The organism is Pseudomonas sp. FW305-7 (genome assembly GCF_058786735.1).
On record NZ_JBYSZA010000035.1, the window covers coordinates 1 to 19,193 of the forward strand.

The 19,193-nt window shown below is 59.8% G+C and carries 15 protein-coding genes; 6 read left to right on the top strand and 9 right to left on the bottom strand.

From position 1 onward, the window contains the following. Nucleotides 1–282: 282 nt before the first annotated feature. The 6 genes from AC3WMT_RS27420 to AC3WMT_RS27445 all read right to left on the bottom strand — a co-directional run bounded on the left by AC3WMT_RS27420 (nt 283) and on the right by AC3WMT_RS27445 (nt 6,895). Nucleotides 283–684 carry an ExbD/TolR family protein gene (locus AC3WMT_RS27420; protein WP_003220570.1) on the bottom strand — a complete coding sequence of 134 codons (402 nt, stop codon included), beginning with the start codon at nt 682–684 and terminating at the stop codon, nt 283–285. 1 nt (nt 685) lies between these two features. Then, nucleotides 686–1,411, bottom strand: coding sequence for a MotA/TolQ/ExbB proton channel family protein (locus AC3WMT_RS27425; protein WP_103306446.1), 726 nt, complete (start codon nt 1,409–1,411; stop codon nt 686–688). 45 nt (nt 1,412–1,456) lie between these two features. Beyond that, nucleotides 1,457–2,272: an energy transducer TonB gene (locus AC3WMT_RS27430; RefSeq protein ID WP_103306447.1), complete on the bottom strand. Its 816-nt coding sequence runs from the start codon at nt 2,270–2,272 to the stop codon at nt 1,457–1,459. A gap of 378 nt (nt 2,273–2,650) precedes the next feature. After that, complete coding sequence (locus tag AC3WMT_RS27435) at nt 2,651–2,977, bottom strand: hypothetical protein (protein ID WP_042557100.1); 327 nt, start codon at nt 2,975–2,977, stop codon at nt 2,651–2,653. Between the two features lie 190 nt (nt 2,978–3,167). After that, on the bottom strand, nt 3,168–4,511 hold the full coding sequence (locus AC3WMT_RS27440; protein ID WP_103306448.1) for an aryl-sulfate sulfotransferase: 1,344 nt from the start codon (nt 4,509–4,511) through the stop codon (nt 3,168–3,170). Nucleotides 4,512–4,534: 23 nt separating this feature from the next. Continuing rightward, entirely contained in the window at nt 4,535–6,895 is a 2,361-nt protein-coding gene (locus AC3WMT_RS27445) for a TonB-dependent receptor (protein WP_103306449.1), read from the bottom strand. Nucleotides 6,896–7,060: 165 nt separating this feature from the next. On the opposite strand from AC3WMT_RS27445, the gene AC3WMT_RS27450 reads away from it, so the two are divergent. Continuing rightward, complete coding sequence (locus tag AC3WMT_RS27450) at nt 7,061–8,005, top strand: LysR family transcriptional regulator (RefSeq protein WP_103306450.1); 945 nt, start codon at nt 7,061–7,063, stop codon at nt 8,003–8,005. Between the two features lie 213 nt (nt 8,006–8,218). Beyond that, a complete protein-coding gene (locus AC3WMT_RS27455) occupies nt 8,219–9,835 on the top strand; it encodes an alkaline phosphatase family protein (RefSeq protein ID WP_103306451.1) in 1,617 nt (538 codons plus the stop codon). 107 nt (nt 9,836–9,942) lie between these two features. On the opposite strand, the gene AC3WMT_RS27460 is transcribed toward AC3WMT_RS27455, so the two are convergent. Continuing rightward, complete coding sequence (locus AC3WMT_RS27460; RefSeq protein WP_103306452.1) at nt 9,943–10,863, bottom strand: TauD/TfdA dioxygenase family protein; 921 nt, start codon at nt 10,861–10,863, stop codon at nt 9,943–9,945. 181 nt (nt 10,864–11,044) lie between these two features. On the opposite strand from AC3WMT_RS27460, the gene AC3WMT_RS27465 reads away from it, so the two are divergent. Beyond that, nucleotides 11,045–11,965 (top strand): LysR family transcriptional regulator, encoded by a 921-nt coding sequence (locus AC3WMT_RS27465; protein WP_042557094.1) that lies wholly within the window; start codon nt 11,045–11,047, stop codon nt 11,963–11,965. A gap of 117 nt (nt 11,966–12,082) precedes the next feature. Here the strand turns inward: AC3WMT_RS27465 and AC3WMT_RS27470 are convergent, their stop codons facing one another. Next, nucleotides 12,083–13,096 (bottom strand): ABC transporter substrate-binding protein, encoded by a 1,014-nt coding sequence (locus AC3WMT_RS27470; RefSeq protein WP_103306453.1) that lies wholly within the window; start codon nt 13,094–13,096, stop codon nt 12,083–12,085. A 407-nt stretch (nt 13,097–13,503) separates the two neighbouring features. On the opposite strand from AC3WMT_RS27470, the gene AC3WMT_RS27475 reads away from it, so the two are divergent. The 3 genes from AC3WMT_RS27475 to AC3WMT_RS27485 are packed head-to-tail and all read left to right on the top strand — an operon-like array spanning nt 13,504 to nt 17,537. After that, a complete protein-coding gene (locus AC3WMT_RS27475; protein ID WP_103306454.1) occupies nt 13,504–15,102 on the top strand; it encodes an ABC transporter permease in 1,599 nt (532 codons plus the stop codon). Beyond that, entirely contained in the window at nt 15,099–15,914 is an 816-nt protein-coding gene (locus AC3WMT_RS27480) for an ABC transporter ATP-binding protein (RefSeq protein WP_042557091.1), read from the top strand. The genes AC3WMT_RS27475 and AC3WMT_RS27480 overlap by 4 nt, the downstream gene beginning before the upstream one ends. A 12-nt stretch (nt 15,915–15,926) precedes the next feature. Beyond that, a complete protein-coding gene (locus AC3WMT_RS27485; protein WP_103306455.1) occupies nt 15,927–17,537 on the top strand; it encodes an arylsulfatase in 1,611 nt (536 codons plus the stop codon). Between the two features lie 49 nt (nt 17,538–17,586). On the opposite strand, the gene AC3WMT_RS27490 is transcribed toward AC3WMT_RS27485, so the two are convergent. Beyond that, nucleotides 17,587–19,113 (bottom strand): SulP family inorganic anion transporter, encoded by a 1,527-nt coding sequence (locus AC3WMT_RS27490; RefSeq protein ID WP_103306456.1) that lies wholly within the window; start codon nt 19,111–19,113, stop codon nt 17,587–17,589. Nucleotides 19,114–19,193: the final 80 nt, after the last annotated feature.

The window sequence follows — 19,193 nt, forward strand, 5'->3', positions numbered from 1 at the left end:
TATGAGATTTGTGCATGGCTTGAAATCTTTTCCCCCTCACCCCAGCCCTCTCCCCCATGGGGGCGAGGGGAAAGGGAGCCGATCTCCTGGCCTTTCAAATCCTGAGTTCGACTGGATTTGTCATGTCGATGTATAGCGGCCAAACAACGCGGTCAGTTCCCTCTCCCTCTGGGCGGTCCGACGTTTCGGGAGGGCTAGGGTGAGGGGCTTTTCTCCCCCGCGAGAAATAAAAAAAGGGCCGCACCCTGCCAAGGAGACGGCCCCGGAAAAACGTAAATTCGGTTAACGCGCAGTGATCACCGACAACTTGGTAATCCCCGCCCGCTCGATCGAGGCCATGGCCCGCGCCACTTCCCCGTAGTTCACCCCGTCATCCGCCTGCAATTGCACGCGCACTTCCGGGTCCTTCGCCTTGGCCGACTTGAGGTTGAATTCGAGCAAGTCCGGCTGAATCTCATCCTTGTTGATAAACAGCTTGCCGGCGCCATCGATACTCACCACCAGCGGGTCTTTCTGCTCGACCGGCGCTACCGCTTCGGTCTTCGGCAGGTTGATCGGTATCGCGTTGGTCAGCAGCGGCGCGGTGACGATAAACACCACCAGCAGCACCAGCATCACGTCCACCAGCGGCGTCACGTTGATCTCGCTGAGCACCTCATCACTGTCTTGCGTGGAGAAGGCCATATCAGGACGCCTCCTTCACTTTTGCCGCGTTGCCTTGCGCTACAACCTTGTGCGCCGTCGGATGAATCAGCACGCGGAACGCACTCTTCTGCGCCAGGCTGTAGAAGTCGTGGGCGAAGTCATCCAGATCGGCGGCGGTCAGTTTCAAACGCCGCAGAAAGTAGTTGTAAACCAGCACTGCCGGTACCGCGACGGCGATACCCACGCCGGTCGCAACCAGTGCCGCACCGATCGGACCCGCCACCGTTTCCAGGCTCGCCGAGCCTGCCGCGCTGATGCCTTTCAACGCTTCCATGATTCCCCACACCGTGCCGAACAGACCAATGAACGGCGACGTACTACCGATACTCGCAACCACCGCCAGACCGGTCTCCAGCGAACGCCGTTCGCGGACAATCTGCTGACGCAAGGCACGTTCCAGTCGATCCTGATGGTTGATCGCCTGGCTCAAATCATTCGTCTGCGGCGCCTCACCAACCTGAATCGCCGCGTAACCGGCCTGTGCCACCCGCGCTGCTGCGCCGGGTTGGGTTTCGCTCAACTCGGCAGCGGAATCCAGACTCGACGCCGCCCAGAAGCGTTTATGAAAGCGCCGATCCTGTGCTTTCAGACGGCCGAACTGCACAGCCTTGAGCAGTGCCAGACCCCAGGTGGCGACGGAAAAAACCACCAGCAGCCAGATCACCGCGCTTTCGATGGATTCCAGTGGAGATGCCAGTAACGTCATGATGTGTTCCCTCGTGTAAACGTTTAGCGCGAATTTGGTTTCGGTTTAATGAATCTTGAAATCGATGGGCACGCTGACCCAGCCGTCCTGAGCGACATCACCCTGCTTGGCCGGGACAAAACTCCAACGTTTCACGGCGTTCAGCGCTGCGTCGTCGAGTTGTTGCCGGCCACTGCTTTTCTGAATCTGAATCTCGCCCGGTTTGCCGCTGGCCAGCACATGCACGCGCAACAACACCGTGCCTTCCCAGCCGCGACGCTGAGCCAGCGACGGATATTCCGGCGCGGGGTTTTTCAGGTAGGCGGCGTTGGCTGACGCCGGTGTCACCGGTGCTGGCGCGGGTGGTGCAGGTGGAGCTGGGGCGGCGGCCGGTGCTGCCGGTTGGGGCGGTGCAGGTGGCTGTTCAACAGCTTTTGGCGCCGGTTTCGGAACCGGTTTAGCCACAGGTTTCGGCTTGGGTTTCGGAATAGGTTTGGGCGGTGGTGGCTTTACCGCCAGTTCGTCTTCTACCGGCGGCGGTGGCTCGACCACAGGCGCAGGCGGTGGTGGCTCGACAACCGGTGGCGCGGGTGGTGCCGGGCGCGAAAACTCGATGGTCATCGGTGGAATTTCCGGCGGCACAATCGGCAACACCGGCGTCGGCTTCTGGCTGATCCAGTAGATCACCACGCCATGCACCACCAACGCCAGCACACCGAGCAGAATCGTCTCGCGGCGACTCAGAATGCCTTTAGGCGCGCGCTGCAAACGCAACTGCCCCAACGGCACGCGATGCGGTCGGCCGAGATCGACCAATTCGCCACTCGGCGTCTGACGCCACAGCAATTCCTGTGCGCTGGCGGCGGTCTGGACATTGCCCATTGATTCACTCCCTGCGGTCTTTTTTGCGTTCTCTACAAAAAGGCTGAGCTGCCGTTTGTTGAATCCCCCACGGCAGATCGCTGGGTGAATCATTGGGCTTGACGCTTATCTCCGAAAGTAATCTTTAACGTTATGCATAGGCTTTTATGGAATATGTAAATTGATCATTTCCAGCAAAGCCACGCGCCACAAGGGCTGCAGCGATGTGTGAAAAAATGCATGCTTTTCAGGCATTGAAAGTATTCACGCAACGCATCGATTTCGCCTGACCGGGTTTGGCAGGACAATTAATACACATTCGATAGTTGACGAATTTATCGTCAGCAATAAAAAAGCCGATGCACTTTCGTACACCGGCCTTTATATATTTCAACTGAGTTACTGCTTGACAAACTCCCCTGCCAGCGTCACGACTTCACCGTCAAAGTTAGTACGGGAACCGGCTGCGCGAACTCTCGCGTAATTATGATCGGGAGAAAACAATGACCACGCCTGAAACCCGCTATTACCATTCAGACCGACAAACGTAATGGTGGTGGGTTGTCCGGTGCTGTTCTGGAAATGGTAATGCCCGTAGCTGACGTCATAGTTGACGCCGCCCTGGCTGAAGGTACCGCTGAAGGTGCCGTTGGAATCGTTGCCATCGGTAATCGTCAGTTTGGCGCCAGCGTTCGCGTTTACATAAGTGCCATTAATGCTCGACATAATTCGACTTCCTTTATCGTTGGGATAAGTGTCTTCCGATGAGAGCAAGTTTCCTCCTGGAAACTCACGACAGTCAGAATGGTTGGACATTCAAATATTGTCCACGCCACTTACAAACGAAATTGCAATAAGCACTGTTCAAGTTACTCATAACTTATCGCCAATCGGTCGAGCATTAATTCCATTTCAACTAACGACTGGCATCGGTCTGCTGCAGTCCAACGGCCGGCGCAATGACGGCCGTCTCGGAGCGCGGCGTTCCGGCAGGCACCCAGTCATAACTCACAGGCAGCGCTCGATAGACCCAGTTGCTGATTGCGTCACTACCCGGGGCTTTGCCGAGGTAGGGACTGACGTATTCCCAGACGTTCTCACCCTTGGCTGTGACCTGGAAAAACCGCCCGTTCATACCTTCGTCGATCAGCGTATTGCCGTTGGGCAAGCGCCGTGCGCTGCTGATAAATGAGCTGTAAAACGCCCAGCCCGGCTGCTTCGAATTGGCCGCGCTGTACTGCCAGACAATCTCATTTTTCAGCGGGTCGATTTCCAGCACCCGCGAGCCGGAGATCAGCCCGAGCGTCACGTTCGGATAACCCGCTGAGCCCTGGTTATCGAATACCAGCAAATTACCCGCACCGGGCAATCCGGCCGGGATGATATGGGCGTCATGCTGACCGACAAACTGATCCACCGGGCGCGGCAGAGTCTGCGCGGTTTTCGGGTTGATCAGCGGCAGGTTCGGCCCCAGACGCCAGACCACTTTGCCGCTGTTCTTGTCGATGATCGCGATGAAATTGGCGTTGCGTGAATCGATCAGCAGGTTGTCCGGATTGAAGCGTTTGTCACCGCCATCGAACCACTTGTTCGGCCCGACCAGACTGAGGTTGTTGATGTGCAGATAATCGGGATTGTCACTGGCGCGCACCAGTTTCAATTGCTCGGCCGTGAAGCCAAACTCGTTGAGGTGCTCGGAGGCCAGCCATTGCCATTTCACCGCGCCATCGGCACCGACTTCGTAGATTGCATCGTCAATCACCTCGGGCACTTTGAAACCTTTGACCTTGTGTACCTTGTTGGCCAGCACCACGGTGTTGCCGTTGCTCAAGCGGCGCTGATCATGATGCTGTTGCGCCGCACCACCGGGTGCGTTGTCGCCCCACTGCCAGACGACTTTGCCATTCCAGTCCAGTTCGCCGACGCTCTGGTTGCCCAGGCCGTTGCCGGCCGAACCGAGCTTGCCCGGATCCTTGTCGCTCAGTTGCAGCAACACGTGTCCACGCTCACCGCCAACCAATTGCGGGTCGATGATCGCCGAGGGGAAACCCGCCTGTGGCCAGGTTTTCACCTCGTTGCCGTTCATGTCGATCAGGTGCGTCTGCTTGTCGGCGCCGCTGAAGATCACGTACTGATTGAACGCTTTGTCCGGGTCATAACGGGTAACGCCCGTGGGGTAGACGCTGGGTGCGGCGAAGGCGCCGCTACTCAACACCGCGCCGGACAACAACAGCGGTAAAGCGCTTTTGATGGGCAACATGATGCAGCTCCTTGAAGGGTCAATCAGAAGTCGTAACGGCCAGTGACGCCGAGGGTTCGCGGTGTGCCGAGCAGGCCTTCATAGCCGCCGTTGCCGCCGGTCCACAGGGTCGTGTAATAGGTTTTGTCGAAGGCGTTTTTCAGCCACAGCGAGACGTCCCACTGGCCTTGATTGAAATCGCCGCGCAGGCCGGTGGAAAAGTTGACCACCGCATAGCTCGGGATCTGGCCGTAGTCGGAATCCTCGACCGTGCCGACGGCTTTCGAGCGGAACGCATAACTGGCGGTGACGTAGGGTTCGAAGCCGTTATCCAGATTCCATTTGTATTCGCCGTTGGCGTTGCCGATCCATTTCGAGGCACCGACCACTTGATGGCCGCTGAGATCGCAAGAGGCCGGAGCGCCTGGCGCCTGGCTGACTTCCGGCGGGCATGGCGCATCTTTATACGAGAGGTAGCTGACGTCGTTGTAGGAGCCGTTGAAGTTCAGGGTCAGGCCGCGCAGCGGGATCACCGTGCTCTCGAATTCGACACCGCGCGAGCGCACGGAACCGGCGTTGGTCAGGTACTGCACGCGGTTTTCGGCGTCGTAGGCGTTGGTCTGGTAGGCGTTGACCTGGGTCCAGAACACGTTGGCGTTGAGTTGCAGACGGTGATCCCACAGCGTGCTTTTGAAACCCAGCTCGGCGTTGTTGGCGCGCTCGGTGCCGATCAACAAAGAGTCGGCGCCGGCCACCGGAGCCGAGCCGACCGCAAGGTTGACCCCGCCGGATTTCTCGCCGTGGGACAGCGTTGCGTAGCCGAGCACATCGTCGGTGATCCGGTAGCTGAGGTTGAGCAGCCCGGACGGACTGGAGCTGTATTGATTCAAGTCGCCAGAGTCGTAAGCGCCGGCACGACCACGCCGCGCCGTCGCGGCAGCACCGGCGACAGTCGCACCGCCAACCGGAGCATTACGCGTGACCCAGGCGCTTTTTTCTTCATAGGTGCCGCGCACTCCGGCGGTGAAGTCCAGACGCTCGGTGAGGTGCCAGGTGCCTTGGGCGAACAGGGCAAAACTGTCGGTCTTAATGTGGCCGTTGCCGACGCTGGTCACGTTGGCCAGCGCACCGGCCGGCGTGCCGTTCCAGATATCCGCCTGCGGGCCGTAATAGGCGAAGGATTTGTTGTCCAGATTGTTGCCGAAGTAGTACGCACCTACGACGTAATCGAAGAACTCACCCTTCGGTGAGGCCAGGCGAAATTCCTGCGAATACTGTTTGTCTTCCACCGACACCCCGGCGTTATAGCTCGCCGGCACGTTGAGGCCGTCGTCGTTGCGCGGGGTGAAATTCCAGAAGCGGTAGGAGCTGATCGAGGTCAGCGTGAAGTCGCTCGGCAGCGTCCAGTTGGCCTCGACCGAGGTACCGCCCTGATGCACGGTGACGTGCTGATCGTTATCCAGATTGACCTTGCGGTGCGAGCCGTTGACCAGCGTCGCGCCGGCGGCATTGGCTCGCGACTGGTAAAGATTGACGCCATTGATGGTCGGCCCGGTGCTGTACAGCACGCGGGTGCCGGCGCTGGAATCCTCTTCGTTGTAATCGCCGATCCAGCGCAGGTTGAAATCTTCGTTGGGCTTGAACAGCAACTGTGCACGGAAGCCATCGCGCGAGCCGCCGTTCAGATCATGGCCGTCGTATTCATTCTTGATGTCGCCATCGCTGCGGGTGCGATAGGCGGAAAAACGCCCGGCGAGTTGATCGTTGAGCGGCCCGGAAATAGTGCCCTTGGTCTGGAAGTAACCGTCCTCGCCGACCGAGGTTTCAATGCTGCGTTCAGGTGTAAACGTCGGCGCACGGGTGCTGATGTTGATCACCCCGGCGGTGGTGTTTTTACCGAACAGTGTGCCCTGCGGGCCACGCAAAACTTCGAGCTGTTCGATGTCCATCAGATCGAACACCGCCATCCCCGGGCGCCCCAGGTAGACGTTGTCGATGTACAGACCGACGCTGCCCTCCAGACCATCACTGGCCGGGTTGTTGCCCAGGCCGCGAATCGACACGCTGGACTGGCGGGCGTGCATGTAGGCGACGTTGACGCTCGGCACCAGTTGCTGCAAATCCTGAATCCGGTAGACCCGTTGCGTCTCCAGATTCTGGCCGCTGACCACACTCATGGGCGTCGGCACATCTTGCGAACTTTCTTCACGGCGGCGGGTGGTGACCGTCACGGTTTCCAGTTGCGAACTGTTGGCCGCCGGCTTGCCGGCCGGCACCGGCGCTGGGGATTCGGATTCAACCGCGTAGCTGTGAGTCCAGCTGGCGCTCCCTGCCAGCAACAGGGCCAGAGGCAGGCGTTTGAGCCGTCGTGGGGTTAAGGGTGACGCGAGGTTCAACGGACTCATGGCGCGGCTCCTGGTCAAAAAACACACAGACATCGTCAGCGCTGCATATTCTTTTAAGTTATTTATTTATGGATTTACAAATATTTACTGCATAAGAGATTGCCTTTATAAGGAGTCGACGTAATGCATATCCAATGCATTTCCCGGATATTTTTTATGTGAAAAATGCATATCGACTTGCGCCAACTTCGTCACTTCATCGCCTTGGCTGACCAACGCAGCTTCGTCGCCGGCGCGCAGGCGGTGAACCTGTCGCAGTCGGCGTTCAGTCGCAGTATTCAGGCACTGGAACACAGCGTTGGCTGCCAGCTGGTTGATCGCGGGCGCAAGGAATTGCCGCCGACCAAGCAAGGCCAGGTGCTGCTCGAACATGCGCGGCGGCTGGTCAGCGGTGCGCAGCAAATGGCCAACGAGATCAGCCAGTTCAATGGCCTGGAGGCGGGAGAATTGCGCTTCGGTTGCGGCCCGGCGCCGGCAGCGGGATTGATTCCGCGTGCCATCGGCAGCTTCATCGGCCGTTATCCAAAAGCGCGGGTGCAGTTCCAGGTCGATGACTGGCAGAGTCTGAGCAAGCGCCTGCTCAGCGAAGAGTTCGAATTCTTTGTCGCCGACACCCGACACTTTGAAGCCGATCCGGATTACCTGACGTACCGGTTACGCCCGCGCAAATGGCATTTCTGCTGCCGTGCGGGGCATCCACTGGCAGGTTTTGAGCGGGTTACCGCCGAACAACTGATGAGCTATCCGCTGGCGGTGAGCATTCGTCCGCCGAACCTGCGCAAAGTCATCGTCGACCTCAGCGGTCGCCCGGATTTCACGCCGAATGTGGAGTGTGAAAACAGCTCCAGCCTGTTGAGTGTGGTGCTGCGTTCGGATGCGATCGGGATCGTCGGCGCGTACTCCGATGCGTTGCATCAGGCCAAGGGTGATCTGCTGTGTTTGAAGATCGAAGGGTTGGCGGACGATCTGGAGGAGTTGTACACCCGCTACGGGATTGTCAGTCGCGCGGGGTATCGGTTGTCGCCGTTGGCTGAGGCGATGATTGAGCAGATCAAAGAGATTGATGCGGTGGATGAGGAGGTGTGTTCACTTGAGAACCTGGCTGTCTGAGCTACCGCTATCGCTGGCAAGCCAGCTCCCACAGGATGTGCGTCTGGCAGAAATAATGTGTTCAACCGGGACTTGTGGGAGCTGGCTTGCCAGCGATGGCGTCGCCACTCACTCCGATGCATCCACTGCATAAAACCCATTCCCCAAATGCACTTGCCGAACACCCCCACCGAAAGCGAAAACCCTCGCCTGTCTCTCTGACCGGTGAACCCCATGTCCCAGCCTGAAAAACCCGTGCGCAACGTGCTGTACATCATGTGCGACCAACTGCGCCGCGATTACCTGTCCTGCTACGGCCACCCGCACCTGCACACGCCAAACATCGATCGCCTGGCCGAAGCCGGTGTGCGTTTCAGCCGCGCTTACACCCAAGGCACGATCTGCGGACCGTCACGGATGTCGGCCTACACCGGACGCTACGTCAGCAGCCATCAAGTGGCATGGAACGCGGTGCCGTTGCCGCTGGAAGAACTGACCATCGGTGATTACCTGCGCCCTCACGGCATTCGTACCGCGCTGGTCGGCAAGACCCACGCCACGGCGAATGTCGATGCCTTGCAGCGTCTGGCCATCAACCCGGACAGCGAGCAGGCCGAAGTGCTCAACGAGGTCGGCTTCGAACCCTACTTCCGTCACGACGGCATCTTCCCCGACGACCCGCTGTTCGACGACAAACGCGAATCAGCGCCTTACACCCATTACCTGCGCGAACACGGTTTCGAAGGCCGCAACCCCTGGCACGACTGGGCCAACGCTGCCGAAGGCGAGCACGGTGAAATCCTCAGTGGCTGGCAAATGCGTCATGCGCATTTGCCAGCACGAATTCCCGAGCAACACTCAGAGACTGTCTACACTACAAATCGAGCCATCGACTTCATCACCGAGCAAGGTGAGAAATCCTGGTGTTTACACCTTTCGTATATCAAACCGCACTGGCCCTACATCGTACCGGCGCCATACCACGCCTTGTACAGTACGAAATCGATTCTCGAACCGGTCCGCGCGACGCCCTCCGAAGCCAGCAAACACCCCGTATACACTGCCTTTCGCCAGCATGAGGAAAGCCTCAACTTCTCCCGCGATTCAGTACGATTGAATGTAATCCCGACCTACATGGGCCTGATCAAGCAAGTGGATGATCAGTTGGGGCGACTTTTCGATTTTCTGCAGAGCAATGGCCGCTGGGATGACACGTTGATCGTGTTCACCAGCGATCACGGCGACTTCCTCGGCGATCACTGGCTGGGCGAGAAGGAGTTTTTGCTGGAGCAGGCGGTGGGCGTGCCGCTGATCGTGCGCGACCCTCGGGCGGCGGCGGATGTCACTCGGGGAACGGTGGATGATCGGTTAGCCGAAACCATCGATGCGCTGCCGACGTTTCTTCAGGCACTGGGATTGCCGGGGGCAGAACATCGGCTTGAAGGGCGTTCGTTGATCCCGCTTCTGCACGGTAAAAACCCAGACTGGCGCCGCTATGCGATCAGCGAATACGACTACGCCTTCCAGGCTCCGGCACGGGAGCGACTCGGACAACCGATCGACCGTTGCCGCATGACCATGGTGCGCAGCGAACGCTGGAAATACCTGGCGTATGACGGTTTCCGACCGCAGCTTTTTGATCTGTTGAATGATCCGCAGGAGTTGCGTGATCTGGGTGATGACCCGGCGTATGCGGCGGTGCGCGAGGAACATGCGGGGCATTTTTTCGAGTGGGTGCGCGGGTTGAAACGGCGGACCACGATCAGTCATCAGGAGATTGATTTACGAGGGCAGCGCTTTCGTTATGGTGAGCCGGAAGCCGAGAAGGTTGTTCAAATCGGCGTGTGGTAGTTAAAAGCATCGCTGGCAAGCCAGCTCCCACAGGATTTAAGTTTTACACATCCATTGTGTTCAACACTTTCCACTGTGGGAGCTGGCTTGCCAGCGATGGGGCCAGATCAGACGCCGCCGATATCAGGGCCTTTGATGATCTGGCTGCGCTGCCCTGACGCCCCCACCGGCACCTCACCTTTAAGCGTCACCCGGCGCACGATCCGATCCTGCGTACCGTAGTCATCAATCGCGTAATGCTGCGTCGAACGGTTATCCCAGATCGCCACATCACCGGCCCTCCAGCGCCAGCGCACGGTGTTTTCCTGACGAATCACATGGCTCTGCAGCAACCCGAACAGGTGCGCCGAATCCGCTTGCGAGTAACCCTTGATGCGTTTGACGAAGTGCCCCAGCAGCAAGCTCTTCTCGCCGCTGATCGGGTGCACGCGGACCACCGGGTGCTCGGTTTCGTAAACGGTCGAAGTAAAGATCTTGCGGTAGCGCTCAAGCTTCTCGGCCGAGACGTCAGGCTTGGCCCCGGCATAGTCGTATTCGTTGCTGTGCACGGCGACCAGTTTGTCTGCCAGTTCACGCAGCTCGGTCGGCAGTTCGTTGTACGCGGTAGCGGTGTTGGCCCACAGGGTGTCGCCACCGAAGGCCGGCGCCACCACCGAGCGCAGGATCGAGGCTTTCGGGTAGGCGTCGACGAAGGTCACGTCGGTGTGCCAGGAGTTGGCGCGCTGGCCTTCGGCACCGTCCAGTTCCAGCAGATAACGGGTGCCGTCACGCACCGGTACGGTCGGGTGCGCCACTGGCTCGCCAAGCAGATGGGCGAAGGCTTCCTGACGCTGATCGTCGAGCTGGGTTTGCTCACGGAAGAACACGACTTTGTACTGAATCAGTGCCTGTTGAATGGCTTCGACCGTGGCGGCGTCCAGCTCACCGGACAGGTGCACGCCACGGATCTCGGCGCCGATTCGGCCGGCCACCGGATGAATTTCCAGCGCGTGGACAGCGGGTTTTACAGCGAGTGCGGCATTGCTCATGGGTAGACCCTCATCGACTGCTTACGGTTGGACGGCAGCGAAACATCGCTCTATCTATATTCCATTTACATCTAATAGATATTCACATGCTTCGTTGACGGAATAAGAGCTTGCATTTAAAACCTCTACCAACCCTCGTCGCAAATGCCTTCGAGCTATTTTTAGGATGCCGGAAAAGCATATGGATCTTCGCCAGTTGCGCTATTTCATCGCCCTCAACGAACACCGCAGTTTTGTCCGTGCGGCGGACGCGATGGGCATCACCCAACCGGCGTTCAGCCGCAGCATTCAAGGGCTGGAGCAAGAGTTCGGTTGCGTGCTGGTGGATCGCGGCAACAAGGATCTGCGCCCCACGCCCGAAGGCCAGGTGGTGCTGCAACACGCGCTCAGCCTGGTGCAGGGCGCGGCGCTGCTCAGCGCGGAAGTGACACAGATGACCAAGCTCGATGCCGGCGAGGTGCACTTCGGTTGTGGTCCGGCGCCAGCGGTGAAACTGGTGCCTGACGCGGTGGCCCAATTCATCAATGCGCACCCGAAAGTGCGCACCTGCTTTCAGGTAGATAACTGGGAAAAACTCAGCCGCGCCCTGAGCCGTGAGGAGATCGAATTCTTCATCGCCGACATCCGCCATTTCGAGTCTGACCCGAACTTCCAGACCCAACCGCTGACGCCCAAGCGCGGGGTGTTTTTCTGCCGGCCGGGGCATCCGTTGCTGGCCAAGGAAAGCCTGTCGACCAACGACATGTTCGACTATCCGCTGGCGACCACGCTGATCCCGCCGGGTATCCGCAAACTGCTGGCGAACCTCAGTGGCCGGATCGATTTCTCACCGACTATCGAGACCGAGCATTTTCCGGCGCTGGTGAAGGTAGTGCTGCAATCGAATGCCATTGGCATCGGGACGGAGGAGGCGTTTTACGAGGACATTGCCCAGGGTTCGCTGGCGTTGTTGCACTGGCGCAATCTGCCGCAGAACCTCGAGAGCATGAATGCGCGCTGCGGGATTGTCAGTCGCACCGGGTTTCGCTTGTCGCCGGCAGCAAGGGCGATGATCGAGACGCTGGTGGCGGTGGATAAGCAAGAGATCAGCGTCGCTGTTTGAAGCGATCGTTCCCACGCTCTGCGTGGGAATGCAGCCCGGGATGCTCCGCGTCCCAAAGCGGACGCAGAGCGTCCATTGATGCGTTCCCACGCAGAGCGTGGGAACGATCAGCGTACGTTAGAGCTTGGCCGCTGCCAGCTCAGGCGCCACCCAATCATTCACCTTGAACGGTTTGCGAATCAGCTTCTGCTGCGCCGCCAGATCCACCTTGTCCTGCAAACTGCCAAGGAACACCGGATCCAGCGTCGATGGGAATATCTCGCTCAACTTCTGATCTTTCAGATCCTCGGTGAGGATCACCGGTGGATAACTCGCCAGTCCCGAGACCAACTGCACGTACGCAGCCTTGTTGCTGTCCTGGGTCAGCCATTCCACGGCCTGCTCTTGCGCCTTGAGCAGTTTGCTCACGGCCTCCGGATGCGCATCGACAAACTTGCCACTGCCCACCAGAACCGACTGCACGCTGCCAGCACCGCCCAGATCCTTGGTGTTCAGCGGCAATTCGGCCAGGCCCTTGGTCTGCAAAGCGGCCAGGCCGGAGCTACCCCACGACGCATCGATCTGCCTGGCCGCCAGTGCGGCAGTCGCGCCGGTGAAGTCGAGGTTGATCACCTTCAGATCCTTCTCGCTCAAGCCCTGACTGGCCAACGCCGCATCGAACGACAGCTGCGTTGCGGTGCCGCGAAAGATCGCCACGCGCTTGCCTTTGAGGTCCTGCAAAGTCTTGATCCCCGAGCCCGGCACGACGCCCAGGTACTGCTTCACCCCGCGGGCACTGGCGCTGAGCAGCCGCGTATCGAGGCCGTTGGACTTGCCGATGATCGCCGCCAGATCACCCAGATACGCCAGATCGACCTGACCATTGGCGAACGCTTCGTTGATCACCGGCCCGGCCCCTTTGAAGAAACTCCACTGAACCTTGATGCCCTGTTCGGCGAAGGCCTTTTCGAAGATCTGCTGATCGCGCAATACGTCGACCACGCCACCGCCGCTGTGCTGGGTGCCGGCGCTCAGGTCGGGCACGGCGATGCGAATTTCCTTGAGTTCGTCGGCATGGACGGTGAAGGCCAACAGGCCCGCCAGAGCCGGGGCGGCGAACAGACTGAAAACGCGTTTGAAGGGAAGGTTCATGGGTGCTGCTCCTGATCACGACGGGCGTTGAGGAGCCGAAAGTAGGCCGAAGGAGCACCTGCGCTTAAATACTATAAATTCACATTTTTATAGCTTTTGGAGCTAAGCAAGCAACCATGGGGCTTACAGCGGCGTATGCATTAACAGCATCGAAAATATTCTTCGAATGCATTGGATGCGCGTCGCGCTGGAGGCCTTAAATGGTCTTGCTTATCTCCCAATAGAATTAATTTGAATTTTATTAGACCAATTTTGCATACACCGCTAACCCTAATGTGGGAGCGGGCTGCTCGCGAAGGCGTCCTGTCAGCCAACACATTCGGCGACTGATACCACGCCTTCGTGAGCAAGCCCACTCCCACAAAAGCAAAGCGGTCAGCCATGCAACCCGACAACGGAGGTCACCCATGGCCCGTCAATCCCTGCTGAGCTTGCCGCTGCCCGCACCGCCGCTAAAAAGTCGGCGCCCTTGGCCAAGCCTGCAGCAACGCCTGTTGCCGTGGTTACTGCCACTCAGCCTCTTCACCCTGTGGTGGCTGGCCGCGCGCAATCACTGGATGAGCGAACAGATCCTGCCGGCGCCGTCACTGGTGTGGAACAGCGCAGTCGAACTGTCTCAGGGCGAGTTGTGGAGCCACTTGTGGATCAGCCTGCAACGGTTGTTCTGTGGATTACTGGCAGGGATCAGCGCCGGGGCGATTCTGGGGGCGGCACTGGGTTTCAGTCGCCGCCTCGAACGCTTGATCTTCCCGACCTTCGCCGGCCTCGCGCAAGTACCGACGCTGGCGTGGATTCCGCTGTTCATGGTGTTTTTCGGTATCGGTGAAGTGTTGAAACTGGTGGTGCTGATCAAAGCCATTGTGGTTCCGGTGACCTTGCACACACTGGTTGGCGTACGCGATGCGCAACCGAAACTGCGTGAAGCAGCCGCCGTACTGCGCCTGCCGTCGCATTTGCTGATTCGTCGTCTGGTGTTGCCTGCCGCCCTCCCCGCATTCATGGCCGGTGTACGTCTGGCGCTGGCCGCCGGCTGGACGTCGCTGCTGGCCGTCGAACTGCTCGCCTCCAGCGAAGGCATCGGTTACCTGATGGTCTGGGCACGGCAGCTGTTCATGCTCGACATCGTTTTCGTCTGCATCGTGGTCATCGGCCTGATTGGCGTGGCGATGGATCGCAGCATCGGGCTGCTGGACAAAAAACTGGTGCACTGGCCGCACCCGGCCACTGCGGAAATCCGCCGTGGCCCGCGCTATGAAGGCTGGCAACGGCTGCAACCGTGGCTGCTGCCGCTGGGCTTGTTGGCGCTGTGGCAAGTAGCGAACGATCAGCAGTGGGTCGACGCGAATATTCTGGTGAGCCCGCTGGCCGTGCTCAACACCACGTGGGACGGCTTGCTCGACGGAACGCTGATCACCGGAATGGCCCTGAGCCTTGGGCGCACCCTTGGTGGTTTGCTGTTGGGCGGCGGAATTGGCTTCGCCCTCGGCCTGCTGTTGGGGCTGTCGCACCTCAGCGAACGCCTGCTCGGCCCGACACTTGCAGCCATTCGGCAGATCGCGATATTCGCCTGGGTGCCATTGCTCACCGCCTGGTTCGGTCTGGGCGAGCTGTCGAAGTGGGTGTTCGTCGCTCTTGCCGCATTCTTCCCGTTGTTCATCGCCACCCAACGCAGCGTCGCCAACCTTTCGCCGCAACTCAACGAAGCCGCGCAAGTGCTGCGCCTGAGTCTCGGTCAGCGCCTGCGTCGACTGGTCCTGCCCGGAGCCGCTCCCGGGATTTTTGCCGGGCTCAGACTGAGCCTGATCTACGCCTGGCTCGGCACCATCGGCGCCGAATATTTCATGCCGTCCAACGGCGGCATCGGCAGCCAGATGATCGGCGCCCAGCAACTGCTGCGCATGGACCTGATCATGGCCGGCATGCTCCTCGTCGGCCTGACCGGCGCCCTGCTCAACCTTATTGGCCAACGCCTGGAAATCCGCGCCACCCGCTGGAGACACGCATGAACGCACCCATTGTCAGCTTCAACCATGTAGGCAAATCCTTCGACGTCGACGGTTTCGAACTGGAGGCGATTCGCGAATTCAACCTGGACATCGCCGAGGGCGAATTCGTCGCCATCGTCGGCTCCAGCGGCTGTGGTAAATCCACGCTGTTGCGCTTGCTGGTAGGCCTCGATACGCAGTTTCGCGGGCAGATCCGCGTGGATGGCAAAGCCGTCAGCGGCATCGGTGGCGAACGCGGCATCGTCTTTCAGGAGCACCGCTTGTTTCCATGGCTGACCGTGGCCGACAACATCGGCCTCGGCCTGGTCAATGAGCCGCTGAGCGCCGCAGACAAGCAACAACGCATCAACGACTTCATTGATCTGGTCGGCCTGCGCGATTTCACCCGCGCCTATCCTCACCAGCTCTCCGGCGGCATGGCGCAACGGGTGGCAATCGCTCGCGGCCTGGTCGCCAGCCCAAGGATTCTGCTGCTCGACGAGCCTTTCGGTGCGCTCGATGCGCTGACCCGTCAGCAGATGCAGGACGAGCTGTTGGCGATCCGTGCCCGCGCGAAAATCACCACGATCCTTGTCACCCACGATGTCGAAGAAGCGATTTTTCTGGCGGACCGCGTGGTGGTGATGGAACCGCGTCCGGGGCGCATCAAGCAAGTGGTCGACATTGCCTTGGCGCATCCGCGTCAGCGCAGCAGTTTCGACTTCCATCAGTTGCGTGAAGAACTGCTGCACGAACTGACCAGTGACGACCATTACCAACCGAGCGTACCGGTGCAGATCCGCGATCTGCCGCTGTCGTTCATTGCCTGCTGAGAGGAGCTTTCGATGCCGCAACGCCCCAATTTTCTGGTGATCCTGGCCGACGACCTCGGCTTCTCCGACATCGGCGCCTTCGGCGGCGAAATCGCCACGCCGCACCTCGATGCACTGGCCAACAACGGCCTGCGCCTGACCGATTTTCACACCGCGCCGACGTGCTCGCCGACCCGCTCGATGCTGCTGACCGGTACCGATCATCACATTGCCGGCATCGGCACCATGGCCGAAACGCTGACGCCGGAGTTGATCGGCAAACCGGGTTACGAGGGTTATCTGAATGACCGCGTCGTGGCCCTCCCCGAGCTGCTGCGCGAGGCCGGTTATCAGACGTTGATGAGCGGCAAATGGCACCTCGGCCTGACCGCCGAACTGGCGCCCCATGCGCGGGGTTTCGAGCGCTCGTTCTCGCTGCTGCCAGGCGCGGCCAACCATTACGGTTTCGAGCCGACTTACGATGAGCAAACCCCCGGCCTGCTGAAATCCACGCCGGCACTGTACATCGAGGACGACACGTTCATCGACGAATTGCCCAAGGATTTCTACTCGTCCGACGCCTTCGGCGACAAGCTGCTGCAGTACCTGAAGGAGCGCGACCAGACCCGGCCGTTCTTCGCTTATCTGCCGTTTTCCGCACCGCACTGGCCGTTGCAGGCACCGGCCGACATCGTTGAAAAATACCGTGGCTGCTACGATGCAGGCCCGGAAGTCTTGCGCCTCGTACGACTGGAAAAACTCAAGGCACTGGGGCTGATCGAAGCGGACGTCGAACCCCACCCGCTGGTCCAGCTGACCGCGCAATGGGATGCGCTGAGCACTGAGCAAAAACAGATTTCCGCGCGGGCGATGGAGGTCTACGCAGCGATGGTCGAACGCATGGACTGGAACATCGGCCGGGTCGTCGATTACTTGCGCCAGCAAGGTCAACTGGATAACACCTTCATCCTGTTCATGTCCGACAACGGAGCCGAGGGCGCGCTGCTTGAAGCGTTCCCGAAATTTGGTCCGGAGCTGGTGGCGTATCTGAGCCAGCACTACGACAACAGCCTCGATAACATCGGCCGGGCCAACTCCTACGTCTGGTACGGGCCGAACTGGGCGCAGGTGGCGACAGCGCCGTCGCGGCTGTTCAAGGCCTTCACCACCGAAGGCGGGATTCGCGTGCCGGCGCTGCTGCACTATCCGCAACTCTCGCTCAAAGGGCAGATCAGTCACGGTTTCGGCACGGTGATGGACATCACCCCGACAATTCTTGATCTGGCCGGCGTGCGTCATCCGGGCAAGCAGTGGCACGGCAAACCGGTGGCGCCGTTGCGCGGTAAATCGTGGCTGGGCTTTTTGTCCGGCGAGACGGCGCAGGTGCATGACGAGCACACAGTGACGGGTTGGGAGTTGTTCGGGCGCCGGGCGATTCGCCAGGGCTCGTGGAAAGCGGTGTGGATCCCCGGGCCGGTGGGGCCGGCGACCTGGCAGCTTTATGATCTGGCCAGTGATCCGGGGGAGATTCATGATCTGGCGTTGAGTCAGCCTGACAGGCTCAGCACTTTGATTGGGCACTGGCAGCAGTATGTCGAGGAGACCGGGGTGATCTTGAGTGCTTCGCCGTTTCAGCCGGATTGAGGTTGCCTGAGATATCGCTATCGCTGGCAAGCCAGCTCCCACAAGGTTTTTATCCGGCTGCACCGATTCCGGTATTGGTCCGAACCCTGCCCTCAAGCCTGCGCTTCAACCCTCGCGACTCAATCAACAGCTTCGATCCCTTCGCCGCATTTGCCCGCCCCCACTCTTCCAGCAACTCCAGACATGAATGGTCGATGTAGCTCAGGTTATTGAGCGGCACATGCACCGTCGTGCCTTCGGGAATCGTGTTCAACACCTGCGTCAACGCCGGCACCTTGAGGAACGTCCCCGCCCCGACCAGACGCAACTCCATCTCGCCGTCCTTCGGCAGATCGATCAGGCTGATCTTCAGGCGTGAAGCCTTGAACGCCAGTTTCACCAGGGTCAGACCGAAACCGACCAACACACCGGTCAGCAGATCCGTGAAGATGATTGCCAGCGCCGTTGCCGCGTAGGTGAACATTGGCATCCGCCCGTAACGGCTAAGACCGCGGAAGGCTTTCAGGTCGACCAGTTTGAAACCGGTATAAACCAGCACCCCGGCCAGACTCGCCACCGGAATGCTTTGCAGCACGCTCGACAGCAACAACACGAACGCCAGCAGCCACAGGCCATGGAAGATTGTCGAATAACGCGTGGTCGCACCGGCCTGGACGTTGGCCGAACTGCGCACGATCACTCCGGTCATCGGCAACGCGCCGACCAGACCGCAGAGCATGTTGCCGACACCTTGCGCCGACAGCTCGCGGTCGAAGTCCGAGCGCACGCCGCTGTGCATGCGATCTACCGCCGCGGCCGACAAAAGGGTTTCCGCGCTGGCAATGAACGCTACAGCGAACGCGGCGATCAATAGCGTCGGATCGGCCAGACTGAGCAGGTCAGCAGGTTTCAACCAATCAATGGCCTCTGCCAGATTCGCCGGCACCTCGACGCGCTTGACCTGCAATGCCAGCAGCAGACTGGCACCCGTCGCCAGACCCACACCCAGCAATGCGCCGGGAACAAAACGCAGCGATTGCGGGCGGAATTTTTCCCATAGCCACATCACCGCAATCGTCGCCAGCCCGAGCAACCCGGCCTGCCAGCCGAACGACGGCAAAGCCTGCGCGACCGCGCCTGGGAATGCGGTGAGATTGTCCAGCCCGGACGGTTTCGGTGCGGCATCGAGCATTACATGCACCTGCGACAGCACGATCAAGACACCGATCCCCGCGAGCATGCCGTACACCACCGCTGGCGCCGTCACCCGAAACCAGCAACCCAGCTTCAATCGCCCGGCCACCAGTTGCAGAAATCCGGCGAGCAACAGAATCGGCCCGAGCATCTCGATGCCGTGCTGGCGCACCAGTTCGAACACCAATACCGCCAGCCCCGCCGCCGGCCCACTGACCTGCAACGGCGAACCCGCCAGCCAACCGACCACCAGACCGCCGATGATCCCGGTGATCAGGCCTTTGGCCGGGGGCAACCCTGACGCAATCGCAATGCCCATGCACAGCGGCAGGGCGACCAGAAACACAACCACTGAAGCCAGTAGCTCCCGTGGCAACACCGCTTTCAATTGAGCCGCACGCATGGCGATTCTCCCGAAGTTTTCTTCAGGCGTGGTGAGGCCGCGTCGCTGAAACAGCGACGGGCGTCAAACCACACAGATTT